The 16,305-nt window shown below is 75.1% G+C and carries 15 protein-coding genes; 6 read left to right on the top strand and 9 right to left on the bottom strand.

Annotated elements, in window-relative coordinates:
* A partial coding sequence (locus tag ACETWP_RS07640) for a SpoIID/LytB domain-containing protein (RefSeq protein WP_373971621.1) occupies positions 1-1,432 on the top strand: 1,432 nt, incomplete at its 5' end.
* 63 nt (positions 1,433-1,495) lie between these two features.
* Here the strand turns inward: ACETWP_RS07640 and ACETWP_RS07635 are convergent.
* Both ACETWP_RS07635 and ACETWP_RS07630 read right to left on the bottom strand, forming a co-directional pair.
* Positions 1,496-1,795: a DUF4193 domain-containing protein gene (locus ACETWP_RS07635; RefSeq protein ID WP_373971620.1), complete on the bottom strand. Its 300-nt coding sequence runs from the start codon at positions 1,793-1,795 to the stop codon at positions 1,496-1,498.
* Between the two features lie 100 nt (positions 1,796-1,895).
* Entirely contained in the window at positions 1,896-2,081 is a 186-nt protein-coding gene (locus ACETWP_RS07630; protein WP_373971619.1) for a CsbD family protein, read from the bottom strand.
* A gap of 449 nt (positions 2,082-2,530) precedes the next feature.
* On the opposite strand from ACETWP_RS07630, the gene ACETWP_RS07625 reads away from it, so the two are divergent.
* Positions 2,531-2,899 (top strand): cupin domain-containing protein, encoded by a 369-nt coding sequence (locus tag ACETWP_RS07625; protein WP_373971618.1) that lies wholly within the window; start codon positions 2,531-2,533, stop codon positions 2,897-2,899.
* 96 nt (positions 2,900-2,995) lie between these two features.
* Here ACETWP_RS07625 and ACETWP_RS07620 read toward each other — a convergent pair whose 3' ends face one another.
* The 3 genes from ACETWP_RS07620 to ACETWP_RS07610 all read right to left on the bottom strand — a co-directional run bounded on the left by ACETWP_RS07620 (position 2,996) and on the right by ACETWP_RS07610 (position 6,985).
* A complete protein-coding gene (locus ACETWP_RS07620) occupies positions 2,996-3,667 on the bottom strand; it encodes a GOLPH3/VPS74 family protein (RefSeq protein ID WP_373971617.1) in 672 nt (223 codons plus the stop codon).
* A 71-nt stretch (positions 3,668-3,738) separates the two neighbouring features.
* Entirely contained in the window at positions 3,739-6,486 is a 2,748-nt protein-coding gene (locus tag ACETWP_RS07615; protein ID WP_373971616.1) for a PEP/pyruvate-binding domain-containing protein, read from the bottom strand.
* A 25-nt stretch (positions 6,487-6,511) separates the two neighbouring features.
* A complete protein-coding gene (locus ACETWP_RS07610; protein WP_373971615.1) occupies positions 6,512-6,985 on the bottom strand; it encodes a GyrI-like domain-containing protein in 474 nt (157 codons plus the stop codon).
* A 155-nt stretch (positions 6,986-7,140) separates the two neighbouring features.
* Here ACETWP_RS07610 and ACETWP_RS07605 point away from each other — a divergent pair, with 155 nt between their 5' ends.
* Positions 7,141-7,602, top strand: coding sequence for an LpqB family beta-propeller domain-containing protein (locus tag ACETWP_RS07605; protein ID WP_373971614.1), 462 nt, complete (start codon positions 7,141-7,143; stop codon positions 7,600-7,602).
* Positions 7,599-9,236: a DUF5671 domain-containing protein gene (locus ACETWP_RS07600; RefSeq protein WP_373971613.1), complete on the top strand. Its 1,638-nt coding sequence runs from the start codon at positions 7,599-7,601 to the stop codon at positions 9,234-9,236. The genes ACETWP_RS07605 and ACETWP_RS07600 overlap by 4 nt, the downstream gene beginning before the upstream one ends.
* A gap of 124 nt (positions 9,237-9,360) precedes the next feature.
* On the opposite strand, the gene ACETWP_RS07595 is transcribed toward ACETWP_RS07600, so the two are convergent.
* Complete coding sequence (locus ACETWP_RS07595; protein ID WP_373971612.1) at positions 9,361-12,000, bottom strand: cation-translocating P-type ATPase; 2,640 nt, start codon at positions 11,998-12,000, stop codon at positions 9,361-9,363.
* Between the two features lie 151 nt (positions 12,001-12,151).
* Between ACETWP_RS07595 and ACETWP_RS07590 the strand changes: the two genes are divergently transcribed.
* Entirely contained in the window at positions 12,152-12,982 is an 831-nt protein-coding gene (locus ACETWP_RS07590; RefSeq protein WP_373971611.1) for a thioesterase family protein, read from the top strand.
* Positions 12,983-13,091: 109 nt separating this feature from the next.
* Here ACETWP_RS07590 and ACETWP_RS07585 read toward each other — a convergent pair whose 3' ends face one another.
* On the bottom strand, positions 13,092-13,706 hold the full coding sequence (locus tag ACETWP_RS07585; RefSeq protein WP_373971610.1) for a uridine kinase family protein: 615 nt from the start codon (positions 13,704-13,706) through the stop codon (positions 13,092-13,094).
* Positions 13,707-13,743: 37 nt separating this feature from the next.
* Here ACETWP_RS07585 and ACETWP_RS07580 point away from each other — a divergent pair, with 37 nt between their 5' ends.
* Entirely contained in the window at positions 13,744-14,481 is a 738-nt protein-coding gene (locus ACETWP_RS07580; protein WP_373971609.1) for a lipoate--protein ligase family protein, read from the top strand.
* On the opposite strand, the gene ACETWP_RS07575 is transcribed toward ACETWP_RS07580, so the two are convergent.
* Together ACETWP_RS07575 and ACETWP_RS07570 are read right to left on the bottom strand one after the other, a co-directional pair.
* Positions 14,459-14,737 (bottom strand): acyl carrier protein, encoded by a 279-nt coding sequence (locus ACETWP_RS07575; protein WP_373971608.1) that lies wholly within the window; start codon positions 14,735-14,737, stop codon positions 14,459-14,461. The genes ACETWP_RS07580 and ACETWP_RS07575 overlap by 23 nt on opposite strands.
* Positions 14,734-16,305: a dihydrolipoamide acetyltransferase family protein gene (locus ACETWP_RS07570; protein WP_373971607.1), complete on the bottom strand. Its 1,572-nt coding sequence runs from the start codon at positions 16,303-16,305 to the stop codon at positions 14,734-14,736. Before ACETWP_RS07570 ends, ACETWP_RS07575 begins: the two co-directional genes overlap by 4 nt.

Raw genomic sequence — 16,305 nt, 5'->3', positions numbered from 1 at the left:
GGCACCGGTCCCGACGCCCATCCCGACCCCGCCACCGACCGCGCCGGCGCCGGAGGTCCGGTACTCCGCCACGGCCAACGTGAACCTCCGTGCGTCCGCCCCCGCGGGGCCGGTCCTGGCCCTCATCGCGGAGGGCGGCACCGTCACCGCAACCGGCAGGACCGCCACCCACGGCGCCACCACGTGGCGCGAGGTGACCTTCGGCTCGACCACCGGATGGGTGTCCGGGGACTACCTCGCCCAGTACGTTCCGCCCGGGGCCGGGGGCGTGGGACCGGTTCCCGCGAACTTCACGGTCAGCGGCGCGGGCTGGGGCCACGGTGTGGGCATGAGCCAGTACGGCGCCCAGGGCATGGCGAAGGCCGGGCTGGGCTCGGATGACATCCTGGAGCACTACTACGCCCCCGCGCGGACCGCGCTCACGACGAACCACGCGGCGAGCGAAATCCGGGTTCACCTGCTTTCCACGGCCGGAAGCACGATCACCCCGTCGAACGGCCGGTTGCGGGTCCTGAACGGAACCAAGGTGCTGGCGACCACGGGCTCGCCGGTTCAGCTCAAGGTCTCGGGCGGCAAGGTCGTGGCCACGGTCGCCGGCAAGGCCCTGGCGGCGGCGGGAACCCTCACCGTCCAGTGGGAGGGCACCCGCCATTGGGCGGGAAGCCAGGCCACCACGGTCTCCGTCCCCGGGGCGGCGAGCGGGTACGCGTCCGGCACCTACCGGCACGGCAGGATCGAGGCCTCCGTGCTCGGCGGACGACTCAATCTGGTCAACCAGCTGCGCATGAACGACGAATACCTCTACGGGCTCTCCGAGATGCCGTCCAGCTGGGCGCCGGCCGCCCTGCAGGCCCAGGCCATCGCCGGTCGCACCTACGCGATGCGCAACATGGGCGGCCTCAAGTCCGCGTGCGCCTGCAACGTCTACGACGAGGTCGCCTCCCAGAAATTCACCGGTTGGATCAAGGAGAACGAGGGCGCGGGGGTGAGCGGGGCCAAGTGGAAGGCCGCCGTCGACGCCACGCAGCGCAAGGCCTTCGGCGTGCCGATGTCGGCCACCGTGGTCCAGTACAACGGGGCGTTGATCGACGCCGTCTACTTCTCGTCCTCCGGCGGCAGCACCCGAACGGCACAGTCGGTCTGGGGCTCCCACCACGCGTACCTGCAGGCCCGCCCCGACCCCCACTCCGTGACCGCGGCTTCGGGGAACCCGAACAGGGCCTGGTCCTACACGGCGACCCAGGCGAGGGTGGCCTCGGCGTTCCGCGTCGCGGACGTGGTCTCCGTGTCGATCGCCAGGAACAGCGACCTCACCATCCAGTCGGCCACGGCAACCACCAGGAGCGGGGCGACGTCGACGATCAGCGGGGCAGCGTTCCGCGCGGCGCTTCCCACGAAGTCGGCCTGGGTCGGGGGAGTCTCGGCGCGCTAGGCATCCGGGGGCCCCAGGCCGGCGGCCCAGGGCCCCGGCCCGGGGCCCCCGCGGCTGCCGTCGCTAGTCCTCGCAGTCCCTGCAGAAGACCGTCGGGCCCGCCGTGCGGGCCAGCTGGGACCGGTGCCGGACGAGGAAGCAGGAACCGCAGGTGAACTCGTCGGCGGCGGGAGGGATGACCCGCACGACCAACTCCTCGCCCACGAACGCGCCGGGCAGCTCGAGGCCGTCGAGCGAGTCGACCTCGTCGAGCTCGGCGACGACGCCGCGCGCGTCCGGGGCCGTCGTCGCGCGGACGCCGTTGATCGTTTCCTCGCTACGCTCGGCCACCTCGGGCCGGGCGAGGTCGTAGTCCTGGGCCATGTCGGCCTCCTCTCGTCGGGTGTGCCTGCGCACGGTGTGGCCCGGCCCGCGTGGCACGCCCTGGCGGGCGGCGCGGGCCGGGTGAAATCCCACCGGGGGACTAGCGCCCCGTGATGTCCTTCGCGGCGTCCTTCACGTGCTCCCCGGCCTGCTTGGCCCGGGCGGCCGCCTGGTCCTGGACGCCTTCGGCCTCGAGGCGCTCGTTGCCGGTCGCCTCGCCGATGCCCTCCTTAGCCTTGCCGATCGATTCCTGGGCCTTGTTGCCGATCTTGTCGCCGATTCCCATGGTGTTCCTCTCGTGGTGCTGCGCGGTCTTGCCCTGGCGGACGACGGGCCCGTCCGCGGGTGGCGGAGCGGGGCCCTGTCGTGCGCCGGGCCGGTCTGCGGATGGCCGTTCGTTCCCTCCGCTGCGTGCCCGTGCCCGCGGATCGGGTGGTCCCGGGCCGCCGGCTGGTGCTACATCCGATAACCTAGCACATCTAGTTAGTTTGTCTAGCAGTAAGCCTGAACAACTAGTTCCGGGTCGCGGGTGTTCTCCGCTGGCGGCCGGGCAGACGACCGGCGCAGGATCACATCCCGTCCCGGGTCCTCTTGGGGTGTTCGGCGGTGGTGCGGAGCGCGGCGAGGGTTGGCTACGACGAAATCGGGCGTCCGATCATGGGCGCGCCGCCCGTTGACCGACGATGCGCCCGCGCCCATACTCGCCGTATCCCACCCAATCCGAAGGAGAGCGTGATGGCTGGCATGATCCGCAAGAGTCTGAATGAACCGGAGGAAACCCGGCGCTTCGAGGACGGCAAGGGCAAACTCGACCTCATCAACCTGGAGTCCGGCGGAGTCGGGCGGGCAGTCTTCGAACCGGGCTGGCAGTGGTCCCGGCACGTGAAGCCGATCGCCGGGACGGAGAGCTGCCAGGCGGCCCACCGCGGTGTGGTGCTCGCGGGCCGCATGGTGATCGTCATGGACGACGGGGAGGAACAGGAGTTCTCCGAGAGCGACTACATGGAGGTCGCCCCGGGGCACGACGCCTGGGTCGTCGGCGAGGAACAGTGCGTGATCCTGGACTGGCAGGGTTTCGTGGACTACGCGAAGCGGCAGGACTGATAGGGCGGGGCCGGCCGGGTCGAGCCGGCAGGACGATCGAGCCGGCAGGACCGCGGACGGCCGGAGACCCCCGGGGCCAACCCCGGGCCCCGCGCGTCAGGTCCGCGCCTCTTCCTCCGCGTAGGCAATGGCCCCGAGCTCGGCGGCCACGGCGTGTGCGGGCCACTGGTGGTGCGTGAGCTGCTTCAGCGCCGCCGGATCCGCGTCCTTGCCGACGAGCCGCGGGAGCAGTCCCGTGGCGTCCAGGAGTCCGACGAGGGCCGCGGTGCGCGCATCCGCCGCGCCGCCGGCGAGCGCGTCCCGGATCCGTTGCAGGACCCCCGCCTCGTAGTCGTGGTTGCGCTCCGGGTAGCGGGTCACGGGAACGACGCCGAAAGCCCGGGCGCCGACGTGGTCCACGATGCCCTTCTGCGCGAGCGACTCCAAGACCCGGTGCAGTTCCCGTCCGCTCTCGAAGTGGGACACCCAGTGCTGCGCGGTGTGGGGGCGGGACTTGTCCCGGATGAGCTCGAGCTCGTGGTCGAGCGAGGTGGCGGTCGCCAGGCCCGTGGCCACGACGTTGCGCCCGCGCAGTTCGACGGCGCCCAGCGCCGCGAGCTCGGCCAGCTTGGCGCCGGCCAGACCCACCTTGAGCACGGAGCGCGAGAGCTGGCGGCGGCCGTCCGCGTCCCGCAGGGCCAGAAGGAGGAACTCCTCCGGAAGCGACAGGCGGTCCGTGCCGTCCGTCGGTGCGTCGTCGGGCTCACTGCCCGCTGGGCCGGGGTTCATAGCTCCATGATGAACCGGCCCCCGTCCGGGCACAAGGCCGGTGCACGCGCGGGAGCGGCCGCCCCGGGGGACTACCCGGGCACGGGGGTGATCGTTCCGGCGGCGCCGTCGACCGTGACCAGCTGGCCCGTGCGCAGGAGCGACGTGGCGTCGGCCACCCCGACGACGGCGGGGATGCCGTACTCGCGCGCCACCACCGCCCCGTGGGAGATCACGCCACCCATCTCCATGACCAGCGCGCCGGCCGTCATGAAGAGCGGGGTCCAGCCCGGATCGGCCGACGGGGCCACGAGGATCTCGCCCGGCTCGAGGCGGGCCCCGACGGGATCGTTGACCACGCGAACCCTTCCGGTGGCCGAGCCGGCGGAGGCGGCGGTGCCGGCGAGGACACCGCCTGCCGGCGGCGCCGAACCGGGGTGCCCGCGCGCCAGCACCGCGGCCTCCACGTCGGTGCCGTCGGCCAGCAGCAGGCGGGGGATGCGCCGCCGGCGCAGTTCGACGTCGTACAGCCGGCGACGGTCCGCGACCAGCGGCCGCAGGTCGGCCCCGCGCAGCCCGACGCGCACCTCGTCGAAGTCGAGGAAGAAGACATCCGCCGGGGCGGAGACGCCGCCCGACCGGGCGAGTTCGGCGCCGAGCGCGGCCAGCTGGCGGTGGACCTCCCCGAGGATCTCCACGATGTAGAACTTCGGCAGCTCCCGCAGCCCCGCGAGCCGCCGGACCCGCCCCAGACTGAACTCCAGCAGCCTGCCGCGCAGGCGGCCCCGCGCCGTCGCGGAGGCCACCAGGCTCCGGATCCGCTCCTCGGCGCGGTCCGCGGCGCCGGCGAACAGCCGGTCGGGCGACTGTTCGGGATCCGCGAGGCGCAGGTAGTTGGAGATCATGCCGAGGACGTGGTCGGGCTGGTCCGCCCAGCGCGGCATGCCGACGTCGATCTCCGCGACCGCGCGGTCCCCGTAGCGGCCGAGAAACGTTGCCACCCGCGCCTGCGCGGCGGGGGGCAGCCGGCCCGCGCGGTAGTCCTCGCTCAGCTGCGCGGGGCTCCGGCGCGCGAACGCCTCGCGGGCCGCCGCGTCCTCGCCGATGGCGGCCGACACCGCCCACAGCTCCAGGTTCATCTCGGTCGTCACGTTGTGCGGCAGTCCGCGCAGGACGGCCTCGAGCCTGCGGGGATCCTCGATGCCGCGCAGCAGGCCGCGGGCCGCGGCGAGCATGAGATAGCCGGCCGATGGGCCCGGGAGGGCGGCGCGGACCACCCCGTCCACCGTCCGCCCCACGAGGTCCTCCGCGTGGCGGAGCCGTTCGGCGGGCGACGCCGGCTCGGGAAGCGCCAGGAGTTCCCGGAGCCGGGACTCGTAGCCCAGCGCGCGGCGCAGCTCGGCCTCGGGGCGCGCCACCGCCCGGAGGATCGCGGGCAGCAGGCCCGCGGCGAGTGCGGCCATGGACCCGGTCCCCGCCGCGCGTCGGGCGCCGTGCCGCGACGCGGCGGGCGGTTGCCGGGTGGGGCGGGCCCCGCCGCGCGTCCCGTTCGGGCGGGCGAACCGCGGGTCCCGCAGCAGTGCCCGGAAGACCGCGGCCGAGCGCCCGTCCGCCAGCGGGAGCATCCGCAGCATCGCGTCGCGGCCCGCGCGGCTACGGAGCATCGGCGAGAGGTCCACGTACATCCGCAGCCCCGGGTTGACGTACCGCCAGCGCCCCCCCGTGTTGCGCATCTGCCCCAGGAGGGCCAGACCGGCAGGGGTGAGCGGCCGGGTCAGGCCCTGGACCAGGGTGGCGCAGAGGTAGAGGCGCGGGACGCCGCCATCCGGCGCGTCGTCGTCCGCGGCGTCCTCCGGCAGGGGGTACAGCGTGGTCACCGCGCGCGACTGGGTCAGCCAGATACGGTGCGCCTCGTCGATGACCCACTCGACGTCCTGCGGCGCGCCGAAGAGGCGCTGCGCGTCCTGGCCGAGGGCGGCCAGCTCACGCACGCGCGCCTCGCTCAGGACGGGGGTCCCGGGCCCGTTCTCCCCGGCGCCGGTCCCCGGGCCGCCGGCGGCGAACTCCAGGAGGCGTCCGGTCGCCGTGTGCAGCACGAAGTGGTCCGGGTTCACGGAGCCGGAGACCACCGCCTGGCCGGGGCCCGCGCTGGCGTCCACGACCGTCTCCGAGCGGCTTCCCGTCGTGGGGTTCGCGGTGAACATGACGCCCGCGGCGCGCGCCTCCACGAGGGACTGGACGACGACCGCGAGCCCGGCGTCCCGGTGCGCGATGCCGTTCTCCGCGCGGTAGGCCACCGCCCGGTCGTTCCAGAGGGACGCCCAGCAGGCGCGGACCGCGCGGACGACCGCGTCGGGGCCGCGGACGCCGATGAAGGAGTCCTGCTGTCCGGCGAAGCTGGCGAAAGGGAGGTCCTCCGCCGTCGCCGAGGACCGGACGGCCACCGCGGCCCCGGGGCCCAGCAGGGCGTAGGCCGCCCGGACGGCGGAGTCGACCTCCTCCGGGACGGCCGCCGCGCCGACCATCTCCCGCGCGCCACGCGCCAGGCGCTCCCGGTCGGCAGCGCCCGCGGTGCCCAGGTTATCCAGCCGCCGGGCCACGGTCTCCAGCTCTGGCGGCGCCGCGCGGCGGTAGGCCTCGGTGGTCAGGCAGAAGCCACCGGGCACCGGGAAGCCCGCCGCGGCGAGCCGCCCGAGGTTGACCGCCTTCCCCCCGACCCGGGCGAGGGACTCGCCGCCGACGGACGCGAGCGGCAGTACCAGGGCGTCCGGGGTCCCGGGCCGCGGCGGCCCGGCGGTCCCGGACGCCGCGGGCGGGACGCCGTTGGTGAACCGTTCCATGGATCCTCCCTCGTGATGGCGCGGACTACCCGGCCAGCGGCCAGGTGATCAGCGTCTTCGTGCCGTCCTGGTCGCCGCCAGGCAGCGGCTCGGTCAGGTAGCTTTCCCACACGACGGGACCCGGGGCCGCGCCCTGGTCCCCGAGCCACCGGAGCAGACGGCGGTACGCGTCGGCGAGCCCGTCGTAGGAGCCGGTGTGGAGGACTTGGGCCGCCCGGCCCCCGGGAAGCGTCACGGCCGTGACGCCGTCCGAGTCGGCGGCGGCGCGCTCGGTCGGGAATCCGGCGGCGACGTCGACGGTCTCCGAGGGCATCCCGTGGTAGACGCCCACCGGCGGCCCCGCGATCCCCACTCCCTGCCGCTCCAGGGCGTCCGCGACCGCGTGGTAGGCCCGATCGAAGAACTCCGGGAGGGCGTCCATGGCCACGGTTTCGCGCAGGACCGCCGCCTCCGTCGGCTCGAGCGTGACGATCGTCGGTTCGCTGGATGCTTCCGGCACGGCGGATTCCCTTCGGAGATGGTGGCCCCATTCTCCACCCGGGGCGCCGCCGCGGCCAGAGGTGCCAAGCGGGGAGGAATCGGCGTCCAACGACGCAAAAGCGCTAGTGGGCCCCGCGTATGGCCCGGGGCCGGGGAGTGGTCCATACTGTGCGCATGGACAAGGGTCGGAACAAGCCGGACCGGACGCTTCTGGTTATCCTGGGGGTCGTCGGCGCCCTGGTCGTCGTCGCCTTGGCCGTGGTCTTCACGCGCGGCGAGCCGCCGCTTCTGGACGAATCGACGCCGCAGGGCGTGGTCCAGCGCTACGCAGCCGCCGTGATCGAGGGCGACGAGGAGGCCGCGTCCGCCTACCTCGCCGACGGCGCCGGCGACTGCGACGCGTTCGAGGGAACCGGAATCGGCAACCTGCGCGTCACGCTCGTCTCCGCGACTGAACGCGGGGACACCGCCGACGTCCGGGTGGTCGTCACCGTCGCGCAGGACGGCGGTCCCTTCGGAGCGTCGGAGTACGACAGCGAGGGGAATTTCGACCTCGTCAGGGACAACGGCGGGTGGCTCATCGAGGGCGTCCCGTGGGAACTCACGATCTGCGCGAACCAGGGGGCCACGAAGTGAGCATCGATCGGACGGCGGGCGCGCCCGCCACCAGTTCCCCCCAGTCCGCCGTGCGCCGACTGGTCGTCTTCACGCTCCTCTTCGCCCTGGTGTCCATCGCCGCGAACGGGCTGGGCGCGCTGCTGGCGCGGTTGCTGGGGGAGAAGCCCGCGTTCGCCGGGGAGGACGTCTCCAGCCTGGCCATGGCGCTGGCCTTCACGCTGATCGGCGGACCCTTGGCCGCCCTGCTGTGGTGGCTGGTGTGGCGGCGCGCCGGCGTCCCGGCCGAGCGTTCGGCGCTCGGATGGGGCCTGTACGTGGCGGCCGTGTACACCGTGTCGCTGCTCATGTCCGCGACTTCCCTGCTGATGTTGGGGGCGCAGCTGGCCCGCGGGGAGGCGTTCGGCTGGCAGTCCATGCTCGCCACGGGACTGGTCTGGGGCGGCGTCTGGGCCTGGCACCGGTGGATGTGGCGCCACACCCGCAAGGGCCCGACCGCGCTGGCCACGGTGCCCGTGGTGGTGGGCGCCGTCATCGGGCTCGTGCTCGGGGCGGCGAACGCGATCGCCGTCCTGAACGGCGTGATCGACGCCGCCGTGCGGGAGGCGGGCGGCGCCGCGTCCGTGGGCGACCCGTGGTGGACCTTCACGTTGGGGTCCCTCGTCTGGGCGGCCGGCGGCGCGCTCATCTGGTGGTGGCACTGGTTCCCCGAGGGCGGCCGCCGGCTGCGCGGCGGATTCGCCGACGTCGCGCTGGTGGTCACCGGGATCCTGGCGGCGAGTTTCCTGGCCCTCGGCGGTGCCGGCGTCGTGCTGTTCGTGCTGCTGCGCCTGGCCTTCGACCGCACCGAGTCCCTTCCCGTCCTGCTGGAACCCCTCGCGCCGGGCCTGGCCGCGGGGCTCGTCGGGGCGCTCGTCTGGGCGTACCACCGGCGCGCCGCCGCGGAGCGGGACGAAGCGACGCGCCAGGCCGCCCGGCTGGTGGTCTCCGGCGTCGCGCTCGCCGGCGCCGCCTCCGGCATCGGCGTCGTCGTGAACTCCTTGCTCGCCCTTTCGGCCCCGCCCCTCGCCGGCGCGGACACGCGCACCCTGCTGCTCGGGGGCATCAGCTCCCTGGTGATCGGCGGCCCCGTGTGGTGGCTGGTCTGGCGGCCCTCGGCGGCCGCGGAGCCGGCCGGCCGGCGGGTGTACCTGGTCGTCGTGTTCGGGCTCAGCGCCGTCGTCGCGCTCGTCACGCTGCTGGTGATCGGCTTCCGGCTCTTCGAGTTCCTGCTGGACGACGTCACCGGGGCGAGCCTCGTCGAGCGGATCCGCGTTCCGCTGGGGCTGCTCGTGGCCACCGGCCTCGTGGCCGCCTACCACTTCGCCGTCTGGCGCCGCGACCGCACCGAGCTGGCCGCCGGCCTTCCGGAGCGGCCGCACGCGATCGGCCACGTGTTCCTCGTGGCGGACGGCGACCCCGCGGCGCTCCGCCGCGCCGTCGGGGACGCCACCGGCGCGCGGGTCACGGTCTGGGCCCGCGCGGACGCCGCGCCCGCCGGGCCCGGACCCGACCCCGCGGGCCTGGCCGACGCCCTGTCCGGCGTGGCCGGCGACAGGGTCCTGGTCGTGACCGGTCCGGACGGCCGGATCGACATCATCCCGCTGGCGCCTTAGCGCGGCACCTCGGCACCTCGGCGCGCCCGCGCGGCACCCCGGCGCGGCACTCCGGCCCCAGGGCGTCCGGGCGAGGCGACCCGGCGTCCGGCGCCGGATCCCGTGGCCCGTGCCCGGTCCGCCGCTAGTGATGCGGCAGGACCGGATGCGTGAGGCCGCGGCGCAGGCGCCGGCGCAGGTCCTTGTGGACCGCGTCGGCGAGCAGCAGGCCCGGGATGACCAGCGCCGCGACGGCCAGGCCGGCCGGTGGGGGCGGGGCGTGGCCGAGGAGGTCGGCCACGGGCGCGGCGAACAGGAAGACGCCGAGCAGCGCCACCTCGGCGACCACGGCCGCCACCAGCCGCGGGTTCGAGTTCCAGCGCAGGCGCCAGAACGGCCTGCTGGCGCTTCGGCAGGCGACGGCGTTGGCGAGCTGGCCCAGCACGACGGCGGTGAAGGCCGTGCCCGAGGCCGCGGCCAGCAGGCCGGGCTCCGGCAGGGCGCCGCCGGGCCGCCATCCGCCGGCCAGCAGCACGAGCGTGAACGACGTCATCTGGAACAGCACCTCCACGGGACCGAGGATGGCGAAGGCCCGGAAGAGCACGCTGGAGTCCAGCAGGTGCCGACGCTCGGGGGGCCGCTTCATCACGCCCTCGCTCGGCTCCTCGGTCCCCAGCGCCAGCGCGGGCAGCAGGTCCGTGCCGATGTCCAGGAACAGGATCTGCATCACCCCGATCGCGAGCGGGAAGTTCCCGGCGGAGAGGGCCCAGATGACGAACGGCGCCAGCTCGGCCACATTGTCCGTCAGGTGGTAGGTGAGGAAGCGGCGGATGTTCGCGTACGTCGCCCGCCCCTGCTCGATGGCCACGATGATGGTCGCGAAGTCGTCGTCCAGCAGCACCAGGTCCGCGGCGTTGCGCGCCACGTCGGTGCCGCTGCGCCCCATCGCCACACCGATGTCCGCCGCCTCGAGCGCCGGCCCGTCGTTGACGCCGTCCCCGGTCATCGCCACCACGTGTCCACGCGCCTGCAGGGCGCGGGCCACCTGGAGCTTCTGTTCCGGGGAGACGCGGGAGATCACCACGCCGTCCCGGTCCAGGAGGGCGCCGAGCGCCCGCGGGTCGGCCGGCAGGTCCGCGCCGCCGAACACGACGCCGGGGACCGCGTCGTCGACCAGCCCGATCTCGCGGGCGATCGCCGCGGCCGTCATGGGGTGGTCTCCGGTGAGCATGGCGATCCTGATGCCCGCGGCGCGGGCCTGCGCGACGGCGCCGGCGACCGTGGGGCGCGGCGGGTCGTGGAGCCCCAGCAGGCCATCGAACTCGAGCCCGGTCTCCAGCTCGGCCGGGCCGAGCCGCCCCGCGAGGGCGTCCCTGCGCGCGTCACGGGTCAGGGGCCGCGACGCCACCGCCAGCACGCGCAGGCCCCGCGACGCCATCGCCTCCATCGCCGCGCGCACCACGGCCGCTCCGTCCGCGTCCCCGAAGGCGCAGGCGCCCAGCACCGACTCCGTCGCCCCCTTCACCCACAGGCGGTCGCCGACGACGGCGCCCTGCCGCTTCCGCGCCTCGTCGAACGCGAAGCCGACGTCGGCGGCCGGCGCCGCGGCGTCCCCGCCGAGCCGGCGGTGCAGGGCGGCGATCGCGGCCTCCATGGGATCGCCGAGCGGCTGCCAGGCGCCGTCCCGCTCCTCGATGTCCCCCTGCGAGGCGGCGCGGGCACCGGCCGCCAGGCGCGCGGCGGCCGCCACGGCGGCGGAAGGACCGTCCACCACCGCGGTGGGGGCGTAGCCGGAGCCGTCCACCGCGACGGAGCCCCGCGGCGTCCAGACCTCGACGGCGCTCATGCGGTTCTGCGTGAGGGTTCCGGTCTTGTCCGTGCAGATGAACGTGGTCGATCCCAGCGTCTCGACGGCCTGCAGGTTCCGCACCAGGGCGTGGCGCCGGCTCATGCGCTGGGCGCCGACCGCCAGGGACAGCGTCACCGTGGGCAGCAGGCCCTCGGGGACCATGGCGACCGTGACGCCGATCGCGAACAGGAAGGCCCCGGCCAGCGGGTTCCCGATCAGCACGGAGACCACGAAGAAGACGGACCCGACGGTGACCGCGGCGACCGCGACGATCCGCACGATGCGGCGCAGCTCACGGTCCAGGGGGCTGGGCGGCGGCGCGGCCCTGATGGTCAGCCGCGTGATCTCCGCCAGGCGCGTGGACCGCCCGGTCGCCTCCACGAGGGCCACCGCGTCGCCTTCGGCGACGAACGCGCCCCCGGGCACGGCGCGTCCGGGGTTCGCGGGCACGGGTTCGCTCTCGCCCGTGAGCATCGATTCGTCGATCCGGCACGCGGAGCCGGACAGGACGCGCACGTCGGCGGGCACCTTGTCGCCGGCGGCCAGCAGCACGACGTCGCCCGGCACCAGCTCCACGGCCTCCACGGTGGTGGCGGCACCGTCCCGCCGGACCGTGACCCGGGCCGGCAGCAGGTCGCGCAGCGTGGACGCGGCGCGCTCGGCGCGGGCCTCCTGGAAGAACGCGAACAGCGCGTTGACCACCACGACGACGACGATCGCCGCGCCGAGCTCCGCGGTGCCCGCGACGAACGCGAGCGCCGCGGCCGCCCAGAGCATCAGCGCGAAGAAGTGGGTCAGTTCGGCACCCAGGCGGCGCCACCAGGGGCGCGTCCGCTCCGGCGGCAGCGCGTTCGGGCCGTGCCGCGCGCGCAGGGCCGGGACCGCGGCGGACGCCAGGCCGTCCGCTGCCCCGCCGGGTTGCAGCTCGCGGACCATGCCCCATTGTGCCCGCGGCGGCGCGGCCGGGGAAGCGTTGCGGGTGGGCCGCGGACCGGACCGCGCGGCCCCGGTTTCCGGCGGGCTCGCCCTCCCGCATAGGCTGGCGGGAACGAGGCGGCCGGAGCGGCCGCAGGGAAAGGACGCGGCGATGACGCAGGCCCCCGGAACCGGGAACGAGACGCGGCTGGCGGAGGGAGACTTCTTCTACGAGAGCCTGGGCGGCGGAAGGTACCGGTCCACGGTGCACGCCCAGGGCGCGTGGAACGCCCACGAGCAGCACATGGCCCCGGCCACGGGCATCCTCGCCCACGAACTGGAACGCTTCCGCCCGCGCGAGGACCTGCGGATGGCGCGGGTGAGCCTCGACATCCTCGGCATCATCCACGCCGGCGAGTTCGAGGTGCGGACCTCCCTGGTGCGGCCGGGACGGACGATCGAGCTCGTCGAGGCGGAGATGGTCTGCCAGGGCAGAACGGCGGTCATCGCGCGCGCCTGGCGCCTGAAGACCCAGGACTCCAGCAGCGTCGCCGCGGCGGAGGACCACCACGTCGCCCACCCCGAGTCGCTGCCGCCGTGGGACGGCATGTCCCCCTGGCCGGGCGGCTACATCGCCCAGCTCGACTTCCGGGTCGAGCCCGGGCACCGCCCCGGGCGTGGTGTGGTGTGGCTGCGCTCGCCGCACGGGATGGTCGGCGGGGTCCCGACGCCGGACCTCGTGCGGCTGCTGGGACTGGTCGACACGGCCAACGGCGTCGCTCCGCGGGTCGAACCCGGCCCGGCGTCGTGGATGTTCCCGAACGTCGACCTGCAGATCCACATGCACCGCCGCCCCGTGGGGGAGTGGCTGGGGCTGCAGGCGCAGCAGACCTACGGGACGGACGGCATCGGCCTCACCTCGGCGGTGCTGCACGACGTGGAGGGGCCCTTCGGGCGCAGCGAGCAGATCCTCACCGTCCGGCCGATGCCGACCCGCGGGTGACGTTCCCGCGGAAGCCGCCGGCGACGCCTTCGGGAGACGATTCGCCGGCGGTGGCCCGGTCGGCGCGCGGGCGGCGGGACACGGGGGCGCCCGCGGCGTATCCCCCGGATCAGCCGGCCGACAGGCCCGCGAGCATCGACTTCACCCGGCGCTTCGGCACCGGGCGGAACCCGGCGTCGAGGTAGCGGCGGCGGATGGAGCGGTCCTGCAGCAGCAGCGACCACCCGCGCCTGAGGAGGAACGGCAGCGGCTTGCGGCGTTCGCGCACGTCGCGCAGGAGGCGGCGCGCCGCCGTCGTCCACGGGGACACGTCGATGTACACCGCGTCGACGCGGACCCCGAGCGCGCGCAGCGGGCCCAGGACGCGGTCCACGAAGATCCCCTCGGCCACCACCGGCCCCTCGGCCAGCGCGACCGTGCGGTACCCGTCGTAGCTGGAGGAAGCGATCGAGTAGTCGGGCACCTGCATCTGCCCGTTCTCCAGGAGGTCCATGACCGCGTCGACCGCGGCCTCGCGGTTCCACGTGCCGGCGTCGTCCCAGTCGACCTCGCCGTAGCCGGTGAGCGGCAGGGGGGACTCCGGGGTGTGCTCGGCCAGCTCGCGGTAGAAGTTGTCCAGTTCGACGTGGGGCCGGCCGTACCGGCCGGCGAGGTAGGACTTGCCGGCGCCCGAGGGGCCGCCGAGGAGCAGGAGGGGAGTCGCGGGATGGGGCACGGCGTCCATTATTCCCCGGCGCCGGCCCGCACCTAGAATCGGTGCCATGACCGTGTGGAATCCCGGGGCCGACGCGCCCCTGACACTGTGGCGCGCCGAGGCCTCCGGGGACCCGGAGGCGGACCTGCTCGCCGGCGTCGACCTGCTGCGCCGGGTCCGCGAGGGCGCGAGCCCGGCGACCCTGAGGATCTACCGGCCGGACCCCACGCTGGCGTTCGGGCAGCGGGACGTGCGCTTGCCCGGGTTCGACGCCGCGGTCGCCGCCGCGCGGGCGGCCGGCTTCGCCCCCGTGGTCCGCAAGGCGGGCGGGCGTGCCGCCGCGTACCACCGCGGCACCCTGATCGTCGACCACGTGGAGCCCGCGGGCGAAGCCATGGTGGGCCACCAGGAGCGCTTCCGCGTGCTGGGCGAGCTGTACGCGGGCGCGTTGCGCTCGCTCGGCGTCGACGCGGCGGTGGGCGAGCTGCCCGGGGAGTACTGCCCGGGGGAGTTCAGCGTGCACGGAAAACCCGGCCCGGGATCGGCGGCGTCGGCCCCGGTGAAGCTCGTGGGTACGGCCCAGCGCGTCGTGGCGGGCGCGTGGCTCTTCGCGAGCGTGTTCGTGGTGCGGGACTCCGCGCCGGTCCGAGGCGTGCTGCGGGACGTCTACGCGGCGATGGGCCTGCCGTTCGATTCCTCGACCGCCGGCGCGGTCGAGGACCTGGTGCCCGGGGTCGCCGTGGACGACGTGGAGGCGGCCCTGCTGAAGGCCTACGCGGGGCTCACCGCGTTGTCCGCGGCGTAGGGTCCTCTCCCGGCGCGCTCCGTTCGGCGACGTAGCCGATGAGCGCGCCGACCGTCGCGACCCGGGCGTAGTCGCTTTCCGGGATGTCGACGCCGGTGCCCTGCGCGATCGTCTCCACGAGCGCCAGGAAGTCCAACGAATCGAGTTCGAGATCCTGGCGCAGGCGCGGATTGCCGGCCAGGTCCTCCGGACCGACGTCGGGTGCCACCTTGCGCAGCGCTGCGTGGACGGCCGCGGTGGCCTCCTGATCGTTCATAGCTCCTCCGGTTTCTGCAGCAGTTCGCCCAGCAGCGCCAGGAAGCGCGCCCCGCGCAGGCCGTCGCTGGCCCGATGGTCGGCCGAGAGCGTCGCGGTGGCCGCCGGTCGGACCCCCAGCATGCCGTCCTCGGCCCACGGCCGCTCGGCCACGCGACCGAGGCCGACCATGGCCACCTGCGGCGGGTAGATGACGCCGTAGACGCTCTCCACGCCGAGGTCCCCGAGGTTCGTGACGGTCAGCGTCGGGTCCGCCATCTCGCCGCGCTGCAGCCGCCCCGCGCGCGCCCGTGCCACCAGGTCCCGCAGCCGGGCCATCACCGCGTCCAGGTCCAGGGAGTCCGCGTCGTGGATCGCTGGGGCGATCAGCCCGCCGCGCCGTAGGGCGACCGCGACCCCGAGGTGGACGGCCGGGCTCGGGCGGAAGGCGCCGTCGACGAAGAACCCGTTGACCTCGGGGACCTCGCGGGCGGCCAGCGCGGTGGCCTTGAGCAGCAGGGCCGCCGGCACGAGCCGCTCTCCCACGGGGCGCCGCGCGTTGGCGGACCGCATCCACGCGAGGGCCTCGCCCAGGTCCAGCGTGGTGCCCAGGTAGTAGTGCGGGATGGTCTGCTTGGACCGCGACATCAGCGCGCCGACGGCGCGGCGCAGTCCGGCCGTCCGGGGGCTCGGCGGCGTGGCGGGGGCAGTGTCCGGCGGCGCGGGGGCGGCCAGCGTGGGCGCGGGTGGCGCGGACGGGGAGGACGTGGACGGGACGCCCGCGGCACGTGTGTCCCCCCGCCGCCGCGTCTCCGCGGGCCCCGCTTGGCCGCGGGCCGACGCGGCTGCGGCGCGGCGGACGTCGGCCTCGGTGATCGCCCCCGACGGTCCCGTTCCCCGGACGGACACCAGGCCGATGCCCAGCTCGGCCGCGACCCGGCGGGCGCGCGGCGAGGACCTCACGCGAGTGCTGGGCGCGGACGCCGGGGGCGCAGGCTCCGGAGCGGGACGCGCCGGCGGTGCGGCCGCCGCCGGCGCGGTGGGGCCCCGGGCCGCCGCCGGGCCGGCGCCCGCTGGCACGGTCGCGGCCGCCGCCGGTCCGGCGCCGCCCGCCGCCCGTTCGACGTCCGCGCGCGTCACCGCACCGTGCCTGCCGGTGCCGCGGAGGAGCGAGACGTCGACACCCAGCCGGTGCGCGAGGCTCCTGACCGGGGGCGACAGTTTCGAGGCGGCCGCATGCCCCGGGACTCCCCCCGGGTGGCCCGGGATGGGGACCGCGGCGGTTTCCGCGGAGATCCCGGCGGGCGCCTCCGGGGCCGGCGCCGCGGGGGCCTCCGGCGGCGGCACCAGCGCCGGGGTCGGCGTGATGCGCGCCATAGCCGCCCCCACCGGAACGGTCGCCCCGACGTCGACGAGCAGCTCCGCGACGACGCCTTCCTCGAAGCACTCCACGTCCATGACCGTCTTGTCCGTGTCGACGACGGCCACGAGGTCGCCGCGGTGCACGTAGTCCCCGGGGCCGACCAGCCACTCGACCAGGGTGCCGCGCTCCATGTCGGCGCCGAGGGAGGGCATCCGGAACTCACCCAC

This window comes from Arthrobacter halodurans, assembly GCF_041877255.1.
GTDB lineage: Bacteria > Actinomycetota > Actinomycetes > Actinomycetales > Micrococcaceae > Arthrobacter_N > Arthrobacter_N halodurans.
Note: the sequence above shows the minus strand (reverse complement) of the source record. Positions and strands in the feature narration are given on the sequence as shown.